Source organism: Marinovum sp. 2_MG-2023, assembly GCF_030548265.1.
Lineage (GTDB): Bacteria > Pseudomonadota > Alphaproteobacteria > Rhodobacterales > Rhodobacteraceae > Marinovum.
The window spans coordinates 203276-218050 of sequence record NZ_JAUOSD010000003.1 but is presented as its reverse complement, the minus strand read 5'-3'; the positions used below and the strand labels follow the sequence as shown (position 1 = coordinate 218050).

16 protein-coding genes and 1 tRNA gene are annotated in these 14775 nt (G+C 60.8%); 7 read left to right on the top strand and 10 right to left on the bottom strand.

Annotation, left to right across the window (positions count from 1 at the left end; all coding sequences use genetic code 11):
* Window positions 1-25: 25 nt before the first annotated feature.
* Window positions 26-868, top strand: a complete 843-nt coding sequence (gene gluQRS / locus Q4577_RS05670; RefSeq protein WP_303469829.1) for a tRNA glutamyl-Q(34) synthetase GluQRS — start codon at window positions 26-28, stop codon at window positions 866-868.
* A 117-nt stretch (window positions 869-985) separates the two neighbouring features.
* Here the strand turns inward: gluQRS and Q4577_RS05665 are convergent.
* A tRNA-Leu gene (locus Q4577_RS05665) sits at window positions 986-1071 on the bottom strand.
* 101 nt (window positions 1072-1172) lie between these two features.
* Between Q4577_RS05665 and Q4577_RS05660 the strand changes: the two genes are divergently transcribed.
* Window positions 1173-1751 carry a YqaA family protein gene (locus tag Q4577_RS05660; RefSeq protein ID WP_303469831.1) on the top strand — a complete coding sequence of 193 codons (579 nt, stop codon included), beginning with the start codon at window positions 1173-1175 and terminating at the stop codon, window positions 1749-1751.
* Window positions 1748-2215, top strand: a complete 468-nt coding sequence (locus tag Q4577_RS05655) for a disulfide bond formation protein B (protein WP_303469833.1) — start codon at window positions 1748-1750, stop codon at window positions 2213-2215. Before Q4577_RS05660 ends, Q4577_RS05655 begins: the two co-directional genes overlap by 4 nt.
* 25 nt (window positions 2216-2240) lie before the next feature.
* On the opposite strand, the gene Q4577_RS05650 is transcribed toward Q4577_RS05655, so the two are convergent.
* A complete protein-coding gene (locus Q4577_RS05650) occupies window positions 2241-2666 on the bottom strand; it encodes an Lrp/AsnC family transcriptional regulator (protein WP_244687045.1) in 426 nt (141 codons plus the stop codon).
* Window positions 2667-2808: 142 nt separating this feature from the next.
* On the opposite strand from Q4577_RS05650, the gene rocF reads away from it, so the two are divergent.
* A complete protein-coding gene (rocF, locus tag Q4577_RS05645) occupies window positions 2809-3732 on the top strand; it encodes an arginase (protein ID WP_303469834.1) in 924 nt (307 codons plus the stop codon).
* 14 nt (window positions 3733-3746) lie between these two features.
* Complete coding sequence (locus Q4577_RS05640; protein ID WP_303469876.1) at window positions 3747-4802, top strand: ornithine cyclodeaminase; 1056 nt, start codon at window positions 3747-3749, stop codon at window positions 4800-4802.
* Window positions 4803-4887: 85 nt separating this feature from the next.
* Here the strand turns inward: Q4577_RS05640 and Q4577_RS05635 are convergent, their stop codons facing one another.
* From Q4577_RS05635 to purC, 7 genes are all read right to left on the bottom strand, one after another.
* Window positions 4888-5538, bottom strand: a complete 651-nt coding sequence (locus tag Q4577_RS05635; RefSeq protein WP_303469835.1) for an aminotransferase class IV — start codon at window positions 5536-5538, stop codon at window positions 4888-4890.
* Entirely contained in the window at window positions 5496-6632 is a 1137-nt protein-coding gene (locus tag Q4577_RS05630) for an aminodeoxychorismate synthase component I (RefSeq protein WP_303469837.1), read from the bottom strand. The genes Q4577_RS05635 and Q4577_RS05630 overlap by 43 nt, the downstream gene beginning before the upstream one ends.
* A 66-nt stretch (window positions 6633-6698) precedes the next feature.
* A complete protein-coding gene (locus tag Q4577_RS05625; RefSeq protein ID WP_303469839.1) occupies window positions 6699-8036 on the bottom strand; it encodes a sigma-54 dependent transcriptional regulator in 1338 nt (445 codons plus the stop codon).
* A gap of 25 nt (window positions 8037-8061) precedes the next feature.
* Window positions 8062-9846, bottom strand: coding sequence for an ATP-binding protein (locus Q4577_RS05620; RefSeq protein WP_303469841.1), 1785 nt, complete (start codon window positions 9844-9846; stop codon window positions 8062-8064).
* A gap of 53 nt (window positions 9847-9899) precedes the next feature.
* Window positions 9900-10574, bottom strand: a complete 675-nt coding sequence (gene purQ, locus Q4577_RS05615) for a phosphoribosylformylglycinamidine synthase subunit PurQ (protein ID WP_303469842.1) — start codon at window positions 10572-10574, stop codon at window positions 9900-9902.
* Window positions 10575-10611: 37 nt separating this feature from the next.
* Window positions 10612-10842 (bottom strand): phosphoribosylformylglycinamidine synthase subunit PurS, encoded by a 231-nt coding sequence (gene purS / locus Q4577_RS05610; RefSeq protein WP_244687057.1) that lies wholly within the window; start codon window positions 10840-10842, stop codon window positions 10612-10614.
* Window positions 10843-10932: 90 nt separating this feature from the next.
* Window positions 10933-11694, bottom strand: coding sequence for a phosphoribosylaminoimidazolesuccinocarboxamide synthase (purC, locus tag Q4577_RS05605; protein WP_244687060.1), 762 nt, complete (start codon window positions 11692-11694; stop codon window positions 10933-10935).
* Between the two features lie 231 nt (window positions 11695-11925).
* Between purC and Q4577_RS05600 the strand changes: the two genes are divergently transcribed.
* A complete protein-coding gene (locus Q4577_RS05600; protein WP_244687062.1) occupies window positions 11926-12240 on the top strand; it encodes a DUF1476 domain-containing protein in 315 nt (104 codons plus the stop codon).
* 156 nt (window positions 12241-12396) lie between these two features.
* Entirely contained in the window at window positions 12397-13407 is a 1011-nt protein-coding gene (gene bmt, locus Q4577_RS05595; protein ID WP_244687065.1) for a betaine--homocysteine S-methyltransferase, read from the top strand.
* Between the two features lie 163 nt (window positions 13408-13570).
* On the opposite strand, the gene Q4577_RS05590 is transcribed toward bmt, so the two are convergent.
* Window positions 13571-14656, bottom strand: a complete 1086-nt coding sequence (locus Q4577_RS05590; RefSeq protein WP_303469843.1) for a PA0069 family radical SAM protein — start codon at window positions 14654-14656, stop codon at window positions 13571-13573.
* Window positions 14657-14775 lie beyond the last annotated feature (119 nt).

The window sequence follows — 14775 nt, the reverse complement described above, 5'->3', positions numbered from 1 at the left end:
AAAAGCGGCATAAGGCGCTGAAATCATGACGTTTCGAACCAGATTTGCGCCTTCGCCCACCGGCCCCTTGCATCTGGGCCATGCCTTCTCTGCGCGTACCGCGTTTGACATGGCCCGGGCGCAGGGGGGCGTGTTTCACCTCAGGATCGACGACATCGACCAAAGCCGCGCGCGTCCGGAATGGGAGGCACAGATCATTGACGATCTGCATTGGCTTGGGCTGCATTGGCCGGATCCGGTCTGGCGTCAATCCGAGCGCAGCCAACAGTATCGCGACGCATTGCAAACGCTTTGGGATCGTGGGCTGCTCTATCCCTGTACCTGCACCCGGCGCGACATTCAGGCCGCTGCAAACGCCCCGCAGGAAGGCGCGCCCATCCACGGACCTGACGGGATTGTCTATCCCGGCACCTGTCGTGGCGCGCGCCGCACCGGCGATATGCCGCAGGACACCGCGCTCAGGCTTGACATCAAGATGGTCGTGCAAGGCATGGAAAATAAACACTTTCATGAAACTCTACACCACCCCGGACAGCACCGGATCGAAGCGGCGGATATGATCGACACAGTTGGTGATGTCGTGCTGAGCCGCCGGGACATGGCCGCGAGTTATCACCTCGCCATTGTGGTCGACGACGCAGAGCAAAAGATCACCGATGTCGTGCGTGGCGCAGACCTGTTTGAGGCGACGCGCATTCATGTGGTGCTGCAACACCTGCTTGGCCTGCCCACGCCGATGTATCACCATCACCGGCTGATCCGCGATGAGGCGGGCAAACGGCTGGCCAAACGCGATGATGCCCGCGCCATTGCCACCTATCGCGCCGAAGGCCGGACACCGCAGGATATTCGCCGGATGTGTGAATAACGGACAGGGCTAAATGCCCACCGCGGACCATCTGCGGGATGACACAGCACCAAAAACGGAAAAACCGCCGATCCTGGGATCGGCGGTTTTCTCTTACACAGGACAAGCCTGTGATAGTGGTACCCAAGGCCGGACTCGAACCGGCACGCCCGTTAAGGCGGGGGATTTTGAATCCCCTGCGTCTACCATTCCGCCACTTGGGCACGGAAGTTGTCTTTATCCTGTGATTCCAAGTTCGTCCAGAGGGGAATTGCTGATTTTATCCCTTCTTGACCCCGACCCGGTGCCATGCTCTGACGCCATCATGATGCGCCACCTGTATACCCGCACCCTGGCCCTGGCTGAGCACCCACATGCGTTGTGGTTTCTGGCCCTTGTTTCCTTTGTGGAAAGCTCGGTTTTTCCGATCCCGCCGGATGTGCTGATGATTCCGATGATTGTCGCCCGACCGTCGCGGGCCTGGTTGATTGCGCTGGTGGCGCTGGTGTCATCGGTGCTGGGCGGATTGCTGGGCTATGCGATTGGCGCGTTCTTTTACGACAGTCTCGGCCAGCCGATTCTGGCCGCCCTGGGCAAGGGCGATGCGATTGCCGAATTCAACACCCGGTTCAATGACTTTGGCTTCTGGGCGGTGCTGGTCGCCGGGATCACGCCCTTTCCCTATAAGGTGATCACGATCATGTCGGGCTGGACCGGGATGCCGTTGATGACCTTCCTGATCACCTCCATAATCGCGCGGGGGATTCGGTTCTTTCTGGTGGCGGGGCTGCTGTATTACTTTGGCGCGCCGATCCGGGATTTCATCGAACGTCGGCTGGGGCTGGCGTTGACCCTGTTCATGGCCGTGTTGATCGGCGGATTTCTTGTGGTGAAGTTTCCATGACCCGAAAAATGTACATCTCTCTGGCCACCTTGGGGTCTGTCGCATTGCTTGGCGGGGCCTTTGTGTTTCAGGCCTTGGGCTGGGCGCCCTGTGCCATGTGCCTGTGGCAGCGCTGGCCGCATGCGGCGGCGATCCTGATCGGGGCATTGGCATTTCTGTTTCCGGGGCGTGTATTGCCCGTATTCGGCGCACTGGCGGCGGCCGCGACGGCGGGGATCGCAATTTACCACAGCGGGGTCGAACGCAAATATTGGCTGGGCCCGTCCAGCTGCACCGGAAACGGTAATGCGCTGGGTGATCTGAGCGGTGGCGATCTTTTGCCCGGTGGCAGTGATGTGCCGGCACTGGTGATGTGTGACGCGTTTGATCCCTTTTTGTTTGGGCTGACCATGGCCAATTGGAATGCGATCTTTTCGATCCTGTTGGTGCTGGTCTGGCTGCGCGCGGCGCGCGCAACAAGCTGACAGAGCAACCTGCGCGCCCCTTGCCCTAGCCGGATTTTCGAGTGGCCAGCAACAGACTGGTTTCAGAATTCGCGACACCATCCAACCGCCGGATATGGGCCAGAACCTTGTCCAATTCTTCCAGCGTGGCGGCACCGATCTCGGCGATGATATCCCAACGTCCGTTGGTGGAATGCAGCGCGCGCACCTCTGGCATGCCGTGTAGCTGGCGGGTGATGCGGTCGGTGCCCCGCCCCTCGATCCCGATCATCATCAGACCGCGCACCGGATCGCGCGCGGTATCGCCGCGCAGCACTACGGTAAAGCCGACGATATCCCCCCGGATTTGCAAACGTTCGATCCGCGACCGCACCGTCGTGCGCGAAAGCCCCAGTTGCGCCGCCAGATCCGACAGCGAGGCACGCGCATTGTGGCGCAAGGCGGCAATCAGTTTTTGATCTGTGTCGTCCATTTCGGAGCTTTCTGCTTTCGTTTTGATAAATGACTGCGCGATACGGCCACTTTGACCGCTGCAATGCAACCGTTTTTTCCGCAATACTGTCGGCAACCCGCGACACAGCCCTTGAACAAGGCCCCGTAACAAGGATTGCAAGATGAAGCCCAAAACCTGCCTTTTGATTGGTGCGCCGATGGACAGCGGCGCGCGACGTGATGGTTGCCTGATGGGGCCGGATGCCTTTCGCACCGCCGGGCTGGCACGCGCGCTGCGTGATCTGGGCCTGAAGGTGATTGATGATGGCAACCTCAGCCCGGCCAGCCACCCCGAGGACACCGGCGAAACCCGCCTGCACAAACCTCAGGAAACCATTGCCTGGACCTATCGGCTGATGCGCGAAGCGGAACAGGCGATGACGCGCGGGCTGCCGATATTTCTGGGTGGCGATCACGCGATTTCACTGGGCACGGTGCCCGGCGTTGCGGCCCATGCCGCCGCCAAGGGCCGCCCGCAGTTTGTTCTGTGGCTGGATGCCCATAGCGATTTTCACACCGCCGACACCACAACCTCTGGCAATCTGCACGGCACGTCGCTGGCCTATGCCACCGGTCGATCCGGCTTTGCCGGTTTTCCGAAGGTGACAACGCCGGTGCCCGAAGAAAACATCTGTATCATCGGGCTGCGTTCCGTTGATCCGGCAGAACGGGCGATGTTGCAGGACAGCGACGTGCTTTATCACGACATGCGCTCGATTGATGAAAACGGCATTGGCCTGCCGCTGACCGCCTTTCTCGACCGGGTGGCCGCCGCCGGTGGCGCATTGCATGTCTCGCTGGATGTCGACTTCCTCGACCCGGCGGTGGCCCCTGCGGTGGGCACCACCGTACCCGGCGGCGTCACCATCCGCGAGGCGCATCTGGTGATGGAGCTGATCTGTGACAGTGGGCTCATGACCTCGATGGATATGGTCGAATTGAACCCCTTTCTTGATGAACGCGGCCGCACTGCGCAGGTGATGGTCGATCTTGCGGCATCAGCCCTTGGCCGCCGTGTCTTTGACCGCCCGACGCGGGCCTATTGATGAGTGGTGAAATGATGAAATCCAACGCGCTGCAGCCCTCGGGCAAGGCCCTCGTGCCGTTTGTCTCGGTCGACAACATGATGCGGCTGATCCACCATATCGGGGTGGAACCGATGCTGACGGCACTGGCGGGCTACGTCGAAGACGATTTCCGCCGCTGGGAGCTTTTTGACAAGACCCCGCGCGTGGCGTCGCATTCCGATGTCGGGGTGATCGAGTTGATGCCGACCTCGGATGGCGAGGCCTATGGCTTCAAATACGTCAATGGCCACCCAAAGAATACCAAGGAGGGTCTGCAAACCGTGACCGCCTTTGGGCTTCTGGCGGATGTCTATACCGGCTATCCGGTGCTGCTGACCGAGATGACCATCCTGACCGCGATGCGCACGGCGGCGACATCGGCGATGGCGGCGAAATACCTCGCGCCGAAGGGCGCGACAACCATGGCGATGATCGGCAATGGTGCGCAGGCGGAATTTCAGACCCTGGCGATGAAGGCCATCGTCGGCATCGACAGCGTGCGGCTGTTCGACATCGATTCCAAGGCAACCGAGAAAGTCGCGCGCAATCTGGCGTCCTCTGGTCTGACCGTCGTGGCCTGTGCCAGCGCGGAAGAGGCCATCGAAGGCGCGCAGATCCTGACCACCTGTACTGCCGACAAACAGAACGCCACCATCCTGACTGACAACATGGTCGGCAGCGGCGTGCATATCAACGCCATTGGCGGTGACTGCCCGGGCAAGACGGAATTGCACCGCGATATTGTCGCCCGCGCCGATATGTTCGTGGAATATCCGCCCCAGACCCGGATCGAGGGCGAGTTGCAGCAGATGCCGGACGACCACCCCTTTACCGAATTGTGGCAAGTGATCACCGGAACGGCACAGGGCCGCCGCGACGCGCGTCAGGTCACGCTGTTTGATTCGGTCGGTTTCGCGATCGAGGATTTCAGCGCCCTGCGGTTCATCCGCGACCAGATCAGGGACACGGATTACTACATGGATCTCGATCTGTTGGCCGATCCGGACGATCCGCGCGATCTGTTCGGGATGCTGATGCGGTCGGCCTAGGGATTTGGACGGGGTGCCAGATGGGGGCGCTGCCCCCGCCCGGCTGTGCCGGACTCCCCCGGGATATTTTTGAACAGAAGAAGGTTCAGACCGTCCAGGGGGCCAGTTCGGCGACCTCGATCACCCCGCGCAGCGCGTTGCAGAGCCGGATACGGGGGGCCGCCCGCAGATCCGCTTCGGTGATGGCAGCAACGCGCATTTCACCACGTGCCAAAAGCTCGGCGCGCATCACGCCGGGCAAAACGCCATCGGACAGCGGCGGGGTGATCCAACCACCGTCGCGGGCGATCATCAGATTGGTGATCGTCCCCTCGCAGGCAAATCCCCGGTCGTTCAGGAAAACCGCCTCGTCGATGCCTTTGGGCAATGCGGCGCGGGTTTGGTTATAAAGCTGGCGTTGTGTGGATTTCACCCGCAGCCAGGCATTGTCGCTGTTCAATCGCGCCGGGGCAATTGCCACCCGCCAGCGGTCTGCGGGTGCAGGCACGGGATGCGATGTCAGCTCCAGCCGCCCTGCCCGGTCGGAGGTCAGCCGCAGGCGCTGCGGCGCGTCCCCGACCACACCGGCCAGTGTCGCATCAAACCCGGCAGGATCAAAACCAAACCCCAACCGCCGCGTCGACAGGCAGAGCCGGTCGCGGTGCCGCCGTGCAAGGGCGACGCCGGTTCCGGGCCGCCACAGCATGGTTTCGATCAGGCGGGTTCCGTCAGGGATGTCGCGAAACGGCTTTTCCACAGAGCCTCCTCATATTCCGATGCGGCGGTGCTGTCCCAGACAAGGCCGCCGCCAACGTTCAGCACCGCTTCGCCATGTTCGACCAGAAGCGTGCGGATCGCCACATTGAATTCCGCCCGCCCGTCCGGCGCGGCCCAACCGATGGTGCCGCAATAGACCTCGCGTGGGGTGTCTTCGAGGCTTCGGATGATCTCCATCGCCCGGATCTTGGGCGCGCCGGTGATCGACCCACAGGGAAACAAGGCCCGCAGGATCTCTGGCAATCCGATGCCCGGACGCAATTCCGCTTCGATCTGGCTGACCATCTGATGGAGGGTGGCGTAGGTTTCGATCTTGAACAATTCCGGCACTTTGACTGTGCCGGGCCGCGCCAGCCGCGACAGGTCATTGCGCAAGAGATCGACAATCATCAGATTTTCGGCCAGGTTCTTTTCATCCCGCGCCAGCCCATCGCGATAGATGGCATCGGTTTCGGCACAAAGCCCGCGTGGGGCGGTGCCCTTCATCGGGCGGGTGGCGATGCGTCCCGAGGCATCACAGCGAAAGAACAATTCTGGCGAGCGCGACAGGACGGCGGGCAGACCGTCAATTTCAAGCAGCGCACCGTAAGACACGGGCTGGCGGTGGGCCAACAGGGCATAAAGCGCCCCGGCGCTGCCGGTCACCCTTGCCCGCATCGGCATCGTCAGATTGGCCTGATAGATATCGCCAGCCGCGATAAAATCATGCACCCGGTCAAAGGCCGTTCGATAGCGCGCCAGATCCCAGTTCGGGTGGAACACCCCCAGATCCGCGCCACCGCCACTGTGCAGGTCCGGCGCGGGCGTTGGCCCGTCAAAGCAGCCAAACATCAGCAACGGCATCCGGCGGTTTTCCGGCATCAGCGCCGCCAACCGGGGCTCTAGCGCATAGCCCAGTTCGTAACTTGCAAATCCTGCCAGCCAGCGCCCGGCGGCCTGTGCCGCCGTCATGGCCGCCAATGCGGCCGGCACGTCACTTGCCGTATGCGCGACAATCACCTCTGAAGGCCGGTCGAACACCACCGAACCTTTGGCCGTCTCATGCTTGGGGCCAGTATCAAACCGAATGCGCATTGCGCTTGCTGTTGGCAGAAACCGCACCGAGGCTCAAGCCGTCATGACCCCCGGTGCGATGCTTTGTCAGCCAAGGTAATCCGACCGCGAAAGCCCGTATTTGGCCATTTTCTCGTTCAAGGTGCGGCGCGGCAGGCAGAGTTCATCCATCACCGAAGCGATAGAGCCTTTGTGGCGGCGCATGGTGTTGTCGATCAACATGCGTTCAAACGCCTCGACATATTCCTTCAACGGCTTGCCCTCGGTGGTCATCACCGGTTGCATTTCCTCATGATCATTCATCAAGAGCGAGGCAATGGTGCCCGACCCGCGCCGCGATTGCAGCACCGCCCGTTCGGCCACATTGATCAGCTGGCGCACGTTGCCCGGCCAGGGGGCCTGTAGCAATTGCGCGGCCTCTTGTGCCGAAACTTCGGGCGTTTCGCAGCCATATTCATCGGCAAATTGTTCACTCAGCCGGGTGAACAGCGTCAGAATATCCTCGCCGCGCTGGCGCAGCGGTGGCACCGTGATGCGCAGGGCAGCAAGACGATAAAACAGGTTGGGCTTCAACACATCTTCGGTGGTCTTGTCCTGTTCCTGCATGTTGGAAATAGCAACAAACCGGGTTTCGGCCGGCGTGCCCTGTTCATTGATAAAGCTCAGCAATCTGGCTTGGTTCGCCTCGCTCAGCGCCTCGACATCCTCCAGCACCAATGTGCCGCCACGCGCCTCTTCGACGGCAGGAAGACGGGCCTCGTCCGGTTGCACCGGGCCGAACAACCGCCGCGCCAGCGCCTCTTCTTCGAGGGCGGCACAGCTGACCAGCACGAATTTCTTGCCCGCACGGCTGCCCACCGCATGCAGGGCATGTGCGACCAGGGTCTTGCCGGTGCCGGTTTCGCCGTCGATCAGGACATGCCCATCGGCCTGCCCCAGATCCAGAATATCCTCGCGCAGACGTTCCATCACCGGGCTGGCACCGATCAGCTTTTTCATCAGCTGGCCGCCGTCCGACAATTCACGCCGCAACAGCCGGTTGTCCAACGTCAGCCGGCGCATGTTGACCGCCTTTTTGGCCAGCTGGCTCATCTTGTCCGGGTTGAATGGTTTTTCCAGAAAATCAAACGCCCCCAGGCGCATGGCCTCGACCGCCATGGGCACATCCCCGTGGCCGGTGATCATGATGACCGGCAACGCGCTGTCGGTGCCCATCAGCCGTTTCAGGAATTGCATCCCGTCCATGCCGGGCATGCGAATATCGGTGATCACAATCCCGGGATAATCCGGCGTCAGTGATTTCAGCGCGTCTTCGGCGCTGGCAAATGTTTCTGTGTCATACCCTGACAGGGCCAACCATTGACCTATGGATTGGCGCATGTCCTGTTCGTCATCGACGATGGCGATTTTCATCAACTTGGCCATGATGCCCTCACAATTTCAAAAAATTTCACTCTGCGGCTTCTGCGTCTGCAGTGTCATTTAGGATCGGCAACTGCATTTCAAATACGGCGCCGACTTCTTCGCCGTTTCGGGCGGTTAACCGCCCACCCAGGTCACTGACAATCCCGGAAGAGATCGCAAGCCCAAGGCCCACCCCCTCGCCCGGTTGTTTTGTGGTATAGAACGGTTCGAACAGCGCATCGAGATCGTCAATCCCGTGGCCGTTGTCGCGTACGGTCAGGGTCGCGGTTTCCCCCCCCGAAAGGATCACCTCAAGCTGTGGATCACGCATGCCCTTGGTGGCATCCAACGCATTGCGCAACAGGTTCACCATGACCTGTTCCACCCGCACCCGATCCGCCATCACCCGCACGGGCTGTGGCGGCAGGACACGGGTCAAATCCACATGCCGCTGCTTCAACTGCGGCTCCATCATCGCAAGTGCCGAGGCAAGGCTGTCGCCCATATCAACCGGGCTGAGCACCTCGCCGCCCTTGCGGGCATAGCTTTTCAATTGCCGGGTGATCGCGCCCATCCGGTCGAGAAGATCATCGACGCGGGCAAAAGACGAAAGCGCCTCGTCCGGGCGATTGCGGTTGATCAACAGGCGCGCACCGGCAAGATAGGTTTTCATCGCCGCCAGCGGCTGGTTCAGCTCATGGCTGACAGCGGCGGACATTTCCCCCAGCGCCGCCAGTTTCGAACTTTGCGCCAGGGTCTGTTCCGCCACCGCCAGGGTTTTCTGCACCCGTTCGCGTTCGGCGATCTCACGCTGAAGCCGCAGGTTCAATTTGCGCAGCTCCACCGATTCCCGTTGAAACAATGCCATACGCAGCGCGGTTTTCCGGCTGAGGAAATAGAAGGTCAGCGCCAGCAACATGGCAAAGCCCATGATTTCCATCGCCAGCACGGTGTTCACCTTTTCGCGCACCGATGTGTAGGGCGTGAACGACGCGATCCGCCAGCCACGGAACGGTATCCGCCCCTCCATCCGCAATACGGCCTCGCCCTTTAGATAGGCATCCGCCGGCACCGCGGTCCAATCCGATGTCGCGCGGATCGCCCGTTCAATGGCGCTGTCCGCCGGTTCACGTTGCAGCGCCACCTGTTCCGACAGACCACGCCAGCGCGGCTCTGTGGCCAGCACAATGATGCCTTCGCTGTCGGAAATCAGGATCGCATCGGAAATTCCTGCCCAGGCGCGTTCGAATTTCTGCAAGTCGACCTCAACAACAATCACCCCGACCAGGCCGCCGTTGCTTTCAATCCGGCGGGAATACACAAACCTGAATCCCCCCGCCTCGCGCTGGATCGAGGAAAACACCGTCGCATTGGATCGCAACGCGCTGACGAAATAGGCCTCTTGCCGGTGGGTCGAGCCCAGAATGTTGCGGTCGGTGGCCGCCACTGCGCGGCCATCCCCATCGAGAAGCACCAGAGACGCGGCGCCGATCTCATCCACGAATGAAATAAGCCGTTGGGTAGACTGGGAATAATCCGCCGAATTCAACGCACCGATCAGGGCCGGGTCACGCGCCAGAAGCTGGGGCACAATCGAATTGCGCCGCAGTTCGGACAGCACATTGCCGGAATAAAGCGCCAGGCGCAGCTCTGCCCGGTTGCGGGTGGTTTCGGTGAAACGGTCGGTCAGCAGCCGATTGGTGAACCAGACGGTGGTCACCGCCAGCAACAACAACACCACAAGCGCCAGCCGCACCCGCCACGACAGCGGCCCGCTGCGGCGTAACAGCCCCTCGCGGGGGCCCAACAACTTGCGTGATTTGCGTTTCATGCGCCAGAGTCTACGCCGCAGACGCGGCGCGCTCAAGCGGCAGTGATGTGATCTCAGGCGGTTACTTGCCCAAGTGCGGCGGTCAACGCATCAAACATCGCCTTGCCGTCGGAATTGCCATGGGCCGGTTCTGCGGCGCGCTCAGGATGGGGCATCATGCCCAGCACCCGGCGGTTTTCCGACAGGACACCGGCGATATCACGTGCCGAGCCATTGGGATTGTCGCCATAGCGAAACGCAACCCGATCGTCGCCTTCAAGCGCATCCAGGGTGGCCGCATCCGCATAATAATTGCCATCATGGTGGGCGATGGGAATCTGAATTTCCGCACCTTTTTCATAGCCTTGGGTGAATACGCTATCCTCGGTCGCAACCACCAGCGGCACAGTGCGACAGATGTATTTCAACCCGGCATTGCGCAGCAAGGCGCCCGGCAACAACCCGGTTTCGGTCAGAACCTGAAACCCGTTGCATACCCCGATGACATAGCCACCGGCCTCGGCATGGGTCTTCAGCTCACGGCAAATCGGCGAATTTGCGGCAATCGCCCCACAGCGCAGATAATCGCCATAGGAAAACCCGCCCGGCACCCCGACAATATCCACACCTTCCGGCAGGCTATGATCCTTGTGCCAGACCATCGAGACATCGAACCCGGCCCGTTCGAACCCGACAGCCATGTCGCGATCACAATTCGACCCCGGAAAGACCAGTACGGCAGCTTTCATGACGACATTCCTTATCCGCAAACCCCGCAGGGTGGGCTTAGCCCAATTCGATCCGATAGCTTTCGATCACGGTATTCGCCAAAAGTTTTTCACACATCTCGGCGACCTGGGCTTCTGTGGTGCCGTCGGCCAGATCAAGGTCAATCACCTTGCCCTGACGCACGCCATTCACCCCATCAAACCCAAGCGCCCCAAGCGCATGGCGCACCGCTTCGCCCTGGGGGTCCAGCACACCATTCTTCAGCATCACATGCACACGCGCTTTCATCCGCACCGTTCCTCTGTCACATCCCGCAGCCAGGCTGGCGGGCTTCTTCTCTTGTCAAATACGCAATTCCACCCGAAGACACGGGCGCAATCAGTTGATAAGTTTCGGTTTTTCCATCGGCGTCGCATTGCGGGGCATGACGCCCAAACGTGTTGCGACCTCGGTATAGGCATCGGTCAACGATCCCAGATCCTGACGGAACACATCCTTGTCTAGCTTCTTGCCGGATTCGATGTCCCACAAACGACAGCTGTCGGGGCTGATTTCATCCGCGACGATAAGACGCTGGAAATCACCGTCAAAAATCCGGCCGATCTCGATCTTGAAATCCACCAGACGAATGCCGACACCATACATCAAACCCGACAGGTAATCGTTCACCCGCAACGCAAGGCTGAGGATGTCATCCATATCTTGTGGGCTGGCCCAGCCAAAGGCGGCGATATGTTCTTCGGTGACCAGCGGATCGCCCAGATCATCATCCTTGTAGCAATATTCGACGATCGGCCGCGGCAGGCGCGTGCCTTCTTCGATGCCCAACCGTTTTGACAACGATCCAGCCGCATAATTGCGCACGATGATTTCCAGCGGCACAATTTCACAGGCTTTCACCAGTTGTTCCCGCATATTCAAACGCTTGAGAAAATGCGTCGGCACGCCAACCTCGTTCAGGCCGGTCATGAAAAACTCGCTCAGGCGGTTGTTCAACACGCCCTTGCCGTCAATCACGTCTTTTTTCTGCGCATTGAAAGCGGTGGCGTCATCTTTGAAATACTGCACGATGGTGCCAGGTTCCGGGCCTTCATAAAGGATCTTGGCCTTGCCTTCGTAAATCTTCTTGCGACGCGCCATTTCGCGAACTCTCCTGCAATGCGCGGATTGGGCCGAGTCCCGCCGCGCGTGGGCTCTCTTACGCCATGCTCTGGATTGTCGCAAGGCAACCCGGTGACCTGGGGCCGTTCCAGGCCCGCGCGAGCAGACCGATGTAACTGTATACTCTGTCGCAGGTGCCGCGTTCCCCTTGCGAAGTGACGCGCGCAACGGCATATCTTGGGCAACCCTATTGTCACCAGAGGACGGACCATGACCACATTCGACGATCGCGAAAGCGCTTTCGAAAACAAATTCGCCCATGACGAAGAAATGAACTTCCGCGCCGAAGCGCGCCGCAACAAGCTGGTTGGTCTTTGGGCCGCTGGTCTTCTGGGCAAATCCGGCGATGAGGCCGACGCCTATGCCAAGGAAGTCGTGAAATCGGATTTTGAAGAAGCCGGCATCGAAGATGTGGTGCGCAAGTTGACCGCAGATCTGGGCGACAAAGCCACCGACGCCGAAATCCGCGCCAAAATGGTGGAAATGCTGGTCGAAGCCAAAGGCCAGATCCTCAGCGGTCTCTGATTTCGCCGCAAATCGGTTTTACAACGGCCCCGGATTCCAGGGGCCGTTTTTTGTTTGACCGCTGCGATCCTCATAATCATCTTGAAAATTATGTATTTGCGTCATGTGAGCCGCTGTGGCATCCGCGCAATCATGCCTGACAGGAAAGATCACCCCATGACCAATGCCCTAAGCACCCTTTTGCAAAGCCGCGACTGGCTTTTGACCGATGGCGCCACCGGCACCACCCTGTTCAACATGGGGCTGACGGCGGGCGACGCGCCCGAATTGTGGAATGTGGACGAACCCGACAAGATTCGCGCGCTTTATCGCGGTGCGGTCGAGGCCGGTTCGGATATTTTCCTGACAAATTCCTTTGGCGGCAATGCTTCGCGGTTGAAGCTGCACAATGCTCAGGACCGCGTTCTTGAACTGAACCGCATCGCCGCCGAACTGGGGCGTGAAGTGGCCGATGCCGCCGGACGCCCGGTTGTGGTGGCCGGGTCGGTTGGGCCGACCGGTGACATCATGGAACCTGTCGGCACCCTGTCCCATGCGGACGCGGTGGAAATGTTCCACGAACAGGCCGAGGGACTGAAAGCCGGGGGCGCAGATGTGCTCTGGGTCGAGACGATTTCCGCCCCCGAAGAATACCGCGCCGCGGCCGAGGCCTTTGCCCTGGCGGACATGCCATGGTGTGGCACCATGAGTTTCGACACCGCTGGCCGCACCATGATGGGTGTGACAGCCGCCGATATGGTGCAAATGGTACAGAGCCTGCCCAATCGCCCGCTGGCCTTTGGCGCCAATTGTGGCACCGGCGCTTCGGATCTTCTGCGCACAACCCTCAGCTTTGCAGCCCAAGCCCCGGAAGTCCCAGTGATCGCCAAGGGCAACGCCGGCATCCCGAAATATGTCGACGGTCACATCCATTACGATGGCACGCCGGAATTGATGGCAGAATATGCGATCATGGCGCGTGACGCCGGTGCAACGATCATTGGGGGCTGTTGTGGCACCCTGCCCGAACACCTGCGCGCCATGCGCGAGGCGCTGGAAACCCGCCCGCGTGGCGACAAACGCCCAACGCTAGAGCAAATCGTCGCTGCAACCGGTGGGTTTTCGTCGGACAGTGACGGCTCTGGCGAAGACAAGGCCCCGGCCCGAAAACGCCGCCGTCGCGGCTGATCCCAAGGCGCAAGCCTTCCTTAACCAAGATTGGGGTATTCCCGTGGCATGTCTTCCGTGCCTGATCACATCCGTCCCGACGATTGGCTCTGCGCCTTGCCCGCCTTGTGCGCTGCCTTTCGCGCGGCGGCGCAGGGTGGCGTGCTGCGTCGTCAAAGCCGCGTCAGAACAGGTCCAATTGATCCCCCGGTTGCGCGGGCACCTTGAACAGATCACATCGCAACCCGGACACCCGGCGATCCAGCCCAAGCGCCCGCGCCTTGCGCCGGAACCGCGCGGCGATGATTTCGGCATAATGCCCTTCGCCCCGCATCCGATGGCCCCATCGGGCGTCATAATCCTTGCCGCCGTGCATTTCCCGCAGCCGCGCCATGACGCGCGCGGCGCGATCCGGGTAATGTTCGGCCAACCAGGCCTGCCACAACGGCGACACCTCCTGCGGCAAGCGCAACATGATCCAGCTTGCGGCATCGGCCCCCGCCGCCGCGCCTGCGTCCAGAATCCTCTCCATCTCGGGGTCGGTCAAGGCCGGCACCACGGGCGACACCATCAACCGCACGGGAATTCCGGCCTCTGTCAATCGACGGATGGTTGCCATCCGGCGGCTGGGGGCTGGCACGCGCGGCTCCATCTTGCGGGCCAGATCCCGGTCCAACGTGGTCACGGAAATCCCGACCCGCGCCAATCCCTGTGCCGCCATCGGCGCCAGAATATCAATGTCACGTTCCACCAACGTGCCCTTGGTGACAATCGCCACCGGATGACGGAACGCCGCAAGCACCTCAAGACAGGCGCGCATGATGCCACGGTCACGCTCCAGCGGTTGATAGGGATCGGTATTGGTGCCGATGGCAATCGGGGCGACGCGGTATTTGCGCGCCCGCAACTCACGCGCCAGAACCTCGGGGGCATTGGGCCGGGCCACCAATCGGGTTTCGAAATCCAAACCCGGCGACAGCCCAAGGTAGGCGTGACTGGGCCTGGCAAAACAATAGATACAGCCATGCTCGCAGCCGCGATAGGGATTGATCGAACGATCAAACGGCAAATCGGGCGAGCGGTTATAGGTGATCAGACTGCGCGCAACCTCCTCTCGGACCTCGGTGCGCACCAACGGCAGATCTTCCTCGATCTCCCAGCCATCATGCGCCGCAACCCGGGCATGACGCTCGTATCGACCGGTTTCATTGCGGGTCGCCCCCCGTCCCGGCCTTTGTCGCAAGGTGATATCAGGCGGCAATTCATCCATGCCGACATCCTAGAACAGAACACGAACATTTGCAATTCCGACCATCCAGATTCGCAGATCCAACCGGCACAGGTCGGTTGCGTTCGCGCCAATGTCGCAATCCGGCAATCAAAGCCCGC

What these genes read in the sequence shown, in the direction of transcription:
- gluQRS (WP_303469829.1), top strand. Translation starts at nt 26, where the DNA reads ATGACGTTTCGAACCAGATTTGCGCCTTCGCCCACCGGCCCCTTGCAT.
- Q4577_RS05660 (WP_303469831.1), top strand. Translation starts at nt 1,173, where the DNA reads ATGATGCGCCACCTGTATACCCGCACCCTGGCCCTGGCTGAGCACCCA.
- Q4577_RS05655 (WP_303469833.1), top strand. Translation starts at nt 1,748, where the DNA reads ATGACCCGAAAAATGTACATCTCTCTGGCCACCTTGGGGTCTGTCGCA.
- Q4577_RS05650 (WP_244687045.1), bottom strand. Translation starts at nt 2,666, where the DNA reads ATGGACGACACAGATCAAAAACTGATTGCCGCCTTGCGCCACAATGCG.
- rocF (WP_303469834.1), top strand. Translation starts at nt 2,809, where the DNA reads ATGAAGCCCAAAACCTGCCTTTTGATTGGTGCGCCGATGGACAGCGGC.
- Q4577_RS05640 (WP_303469876.1), top strand. Translation starts at nt 3,747, where the DNA reads ATGAAATCCAACGCGCTGCAGCCCTCGGGCAAGGCCCTCGTGCCGTTT.
- Q4577_RS05630 (WP_303469837.1), bottom strand. Translation starts at nt 6,632, where the DNA reads ATGCGCATTCGGTTTGATACTGGCCCCAAGCATGAGACGGCCAAAGGT.
- Q4577_RS05625 (WP_303469839.1), bottom strand. Translation starts at nt 8,036, where the DNA reads ATGGCCAAGTTGATGAAAATCGCCATCGTCGATGACGAACAGGACATG.
- Q4577_RS05620 (WP_303469841.1), bottom strand. Translation starts at nt 9,846, where the DNA reads ATGAAACGCAAATCACGCAAGTTGTTGGGCCCCCGCGAGGGGCTGTTA.
- purQ (WP_303469842.1), bottom strand. Translation starts at nt 10,574, where the DNA reads ATGAAAGCTGCCGTACTGGTCTTTCCGGGGTCGAATTGTGATCGCGAC.
- purS (WP_244687057.1), bottom strand. Translation starts at nt 10,842, where the DNA reads ATGAAAGCGCGTGTGCATGTGATGCTGAAGAATGGTGTGCTGGACCCC.
- purC (WP_244687060.1), bottom strand. Translation starts at nt 11,694, where the DNA reads ATGGCGCGTCGCAAGAAGATTTACGAAGGCAAGGCCAAGATCCTTTAT.
- Q4577_RS05600 (WP_244687062.1), top strand. Translation starts at nt 11,926, where the DNA reads ATGACCACATTCGACGATCGCGAAAGCGCTTTCGAAAACAAATTCGCC.
- bmt (WP_244687065.1), top strand. Translation starts at nt 12,397, where the DNA reads ATGACCAATGCCCTAAGCACCCTTTTGCAAAGCCGCGACTGGCTTTTG.
- Q4577_RS05590 (WP_303469843.1), bottom strand. Translation starts at nt 14,656, where the DNA reads ATGGATGAATTGCCGCCTGATATCACCTTGCGACAAAGGCCGGGACGG.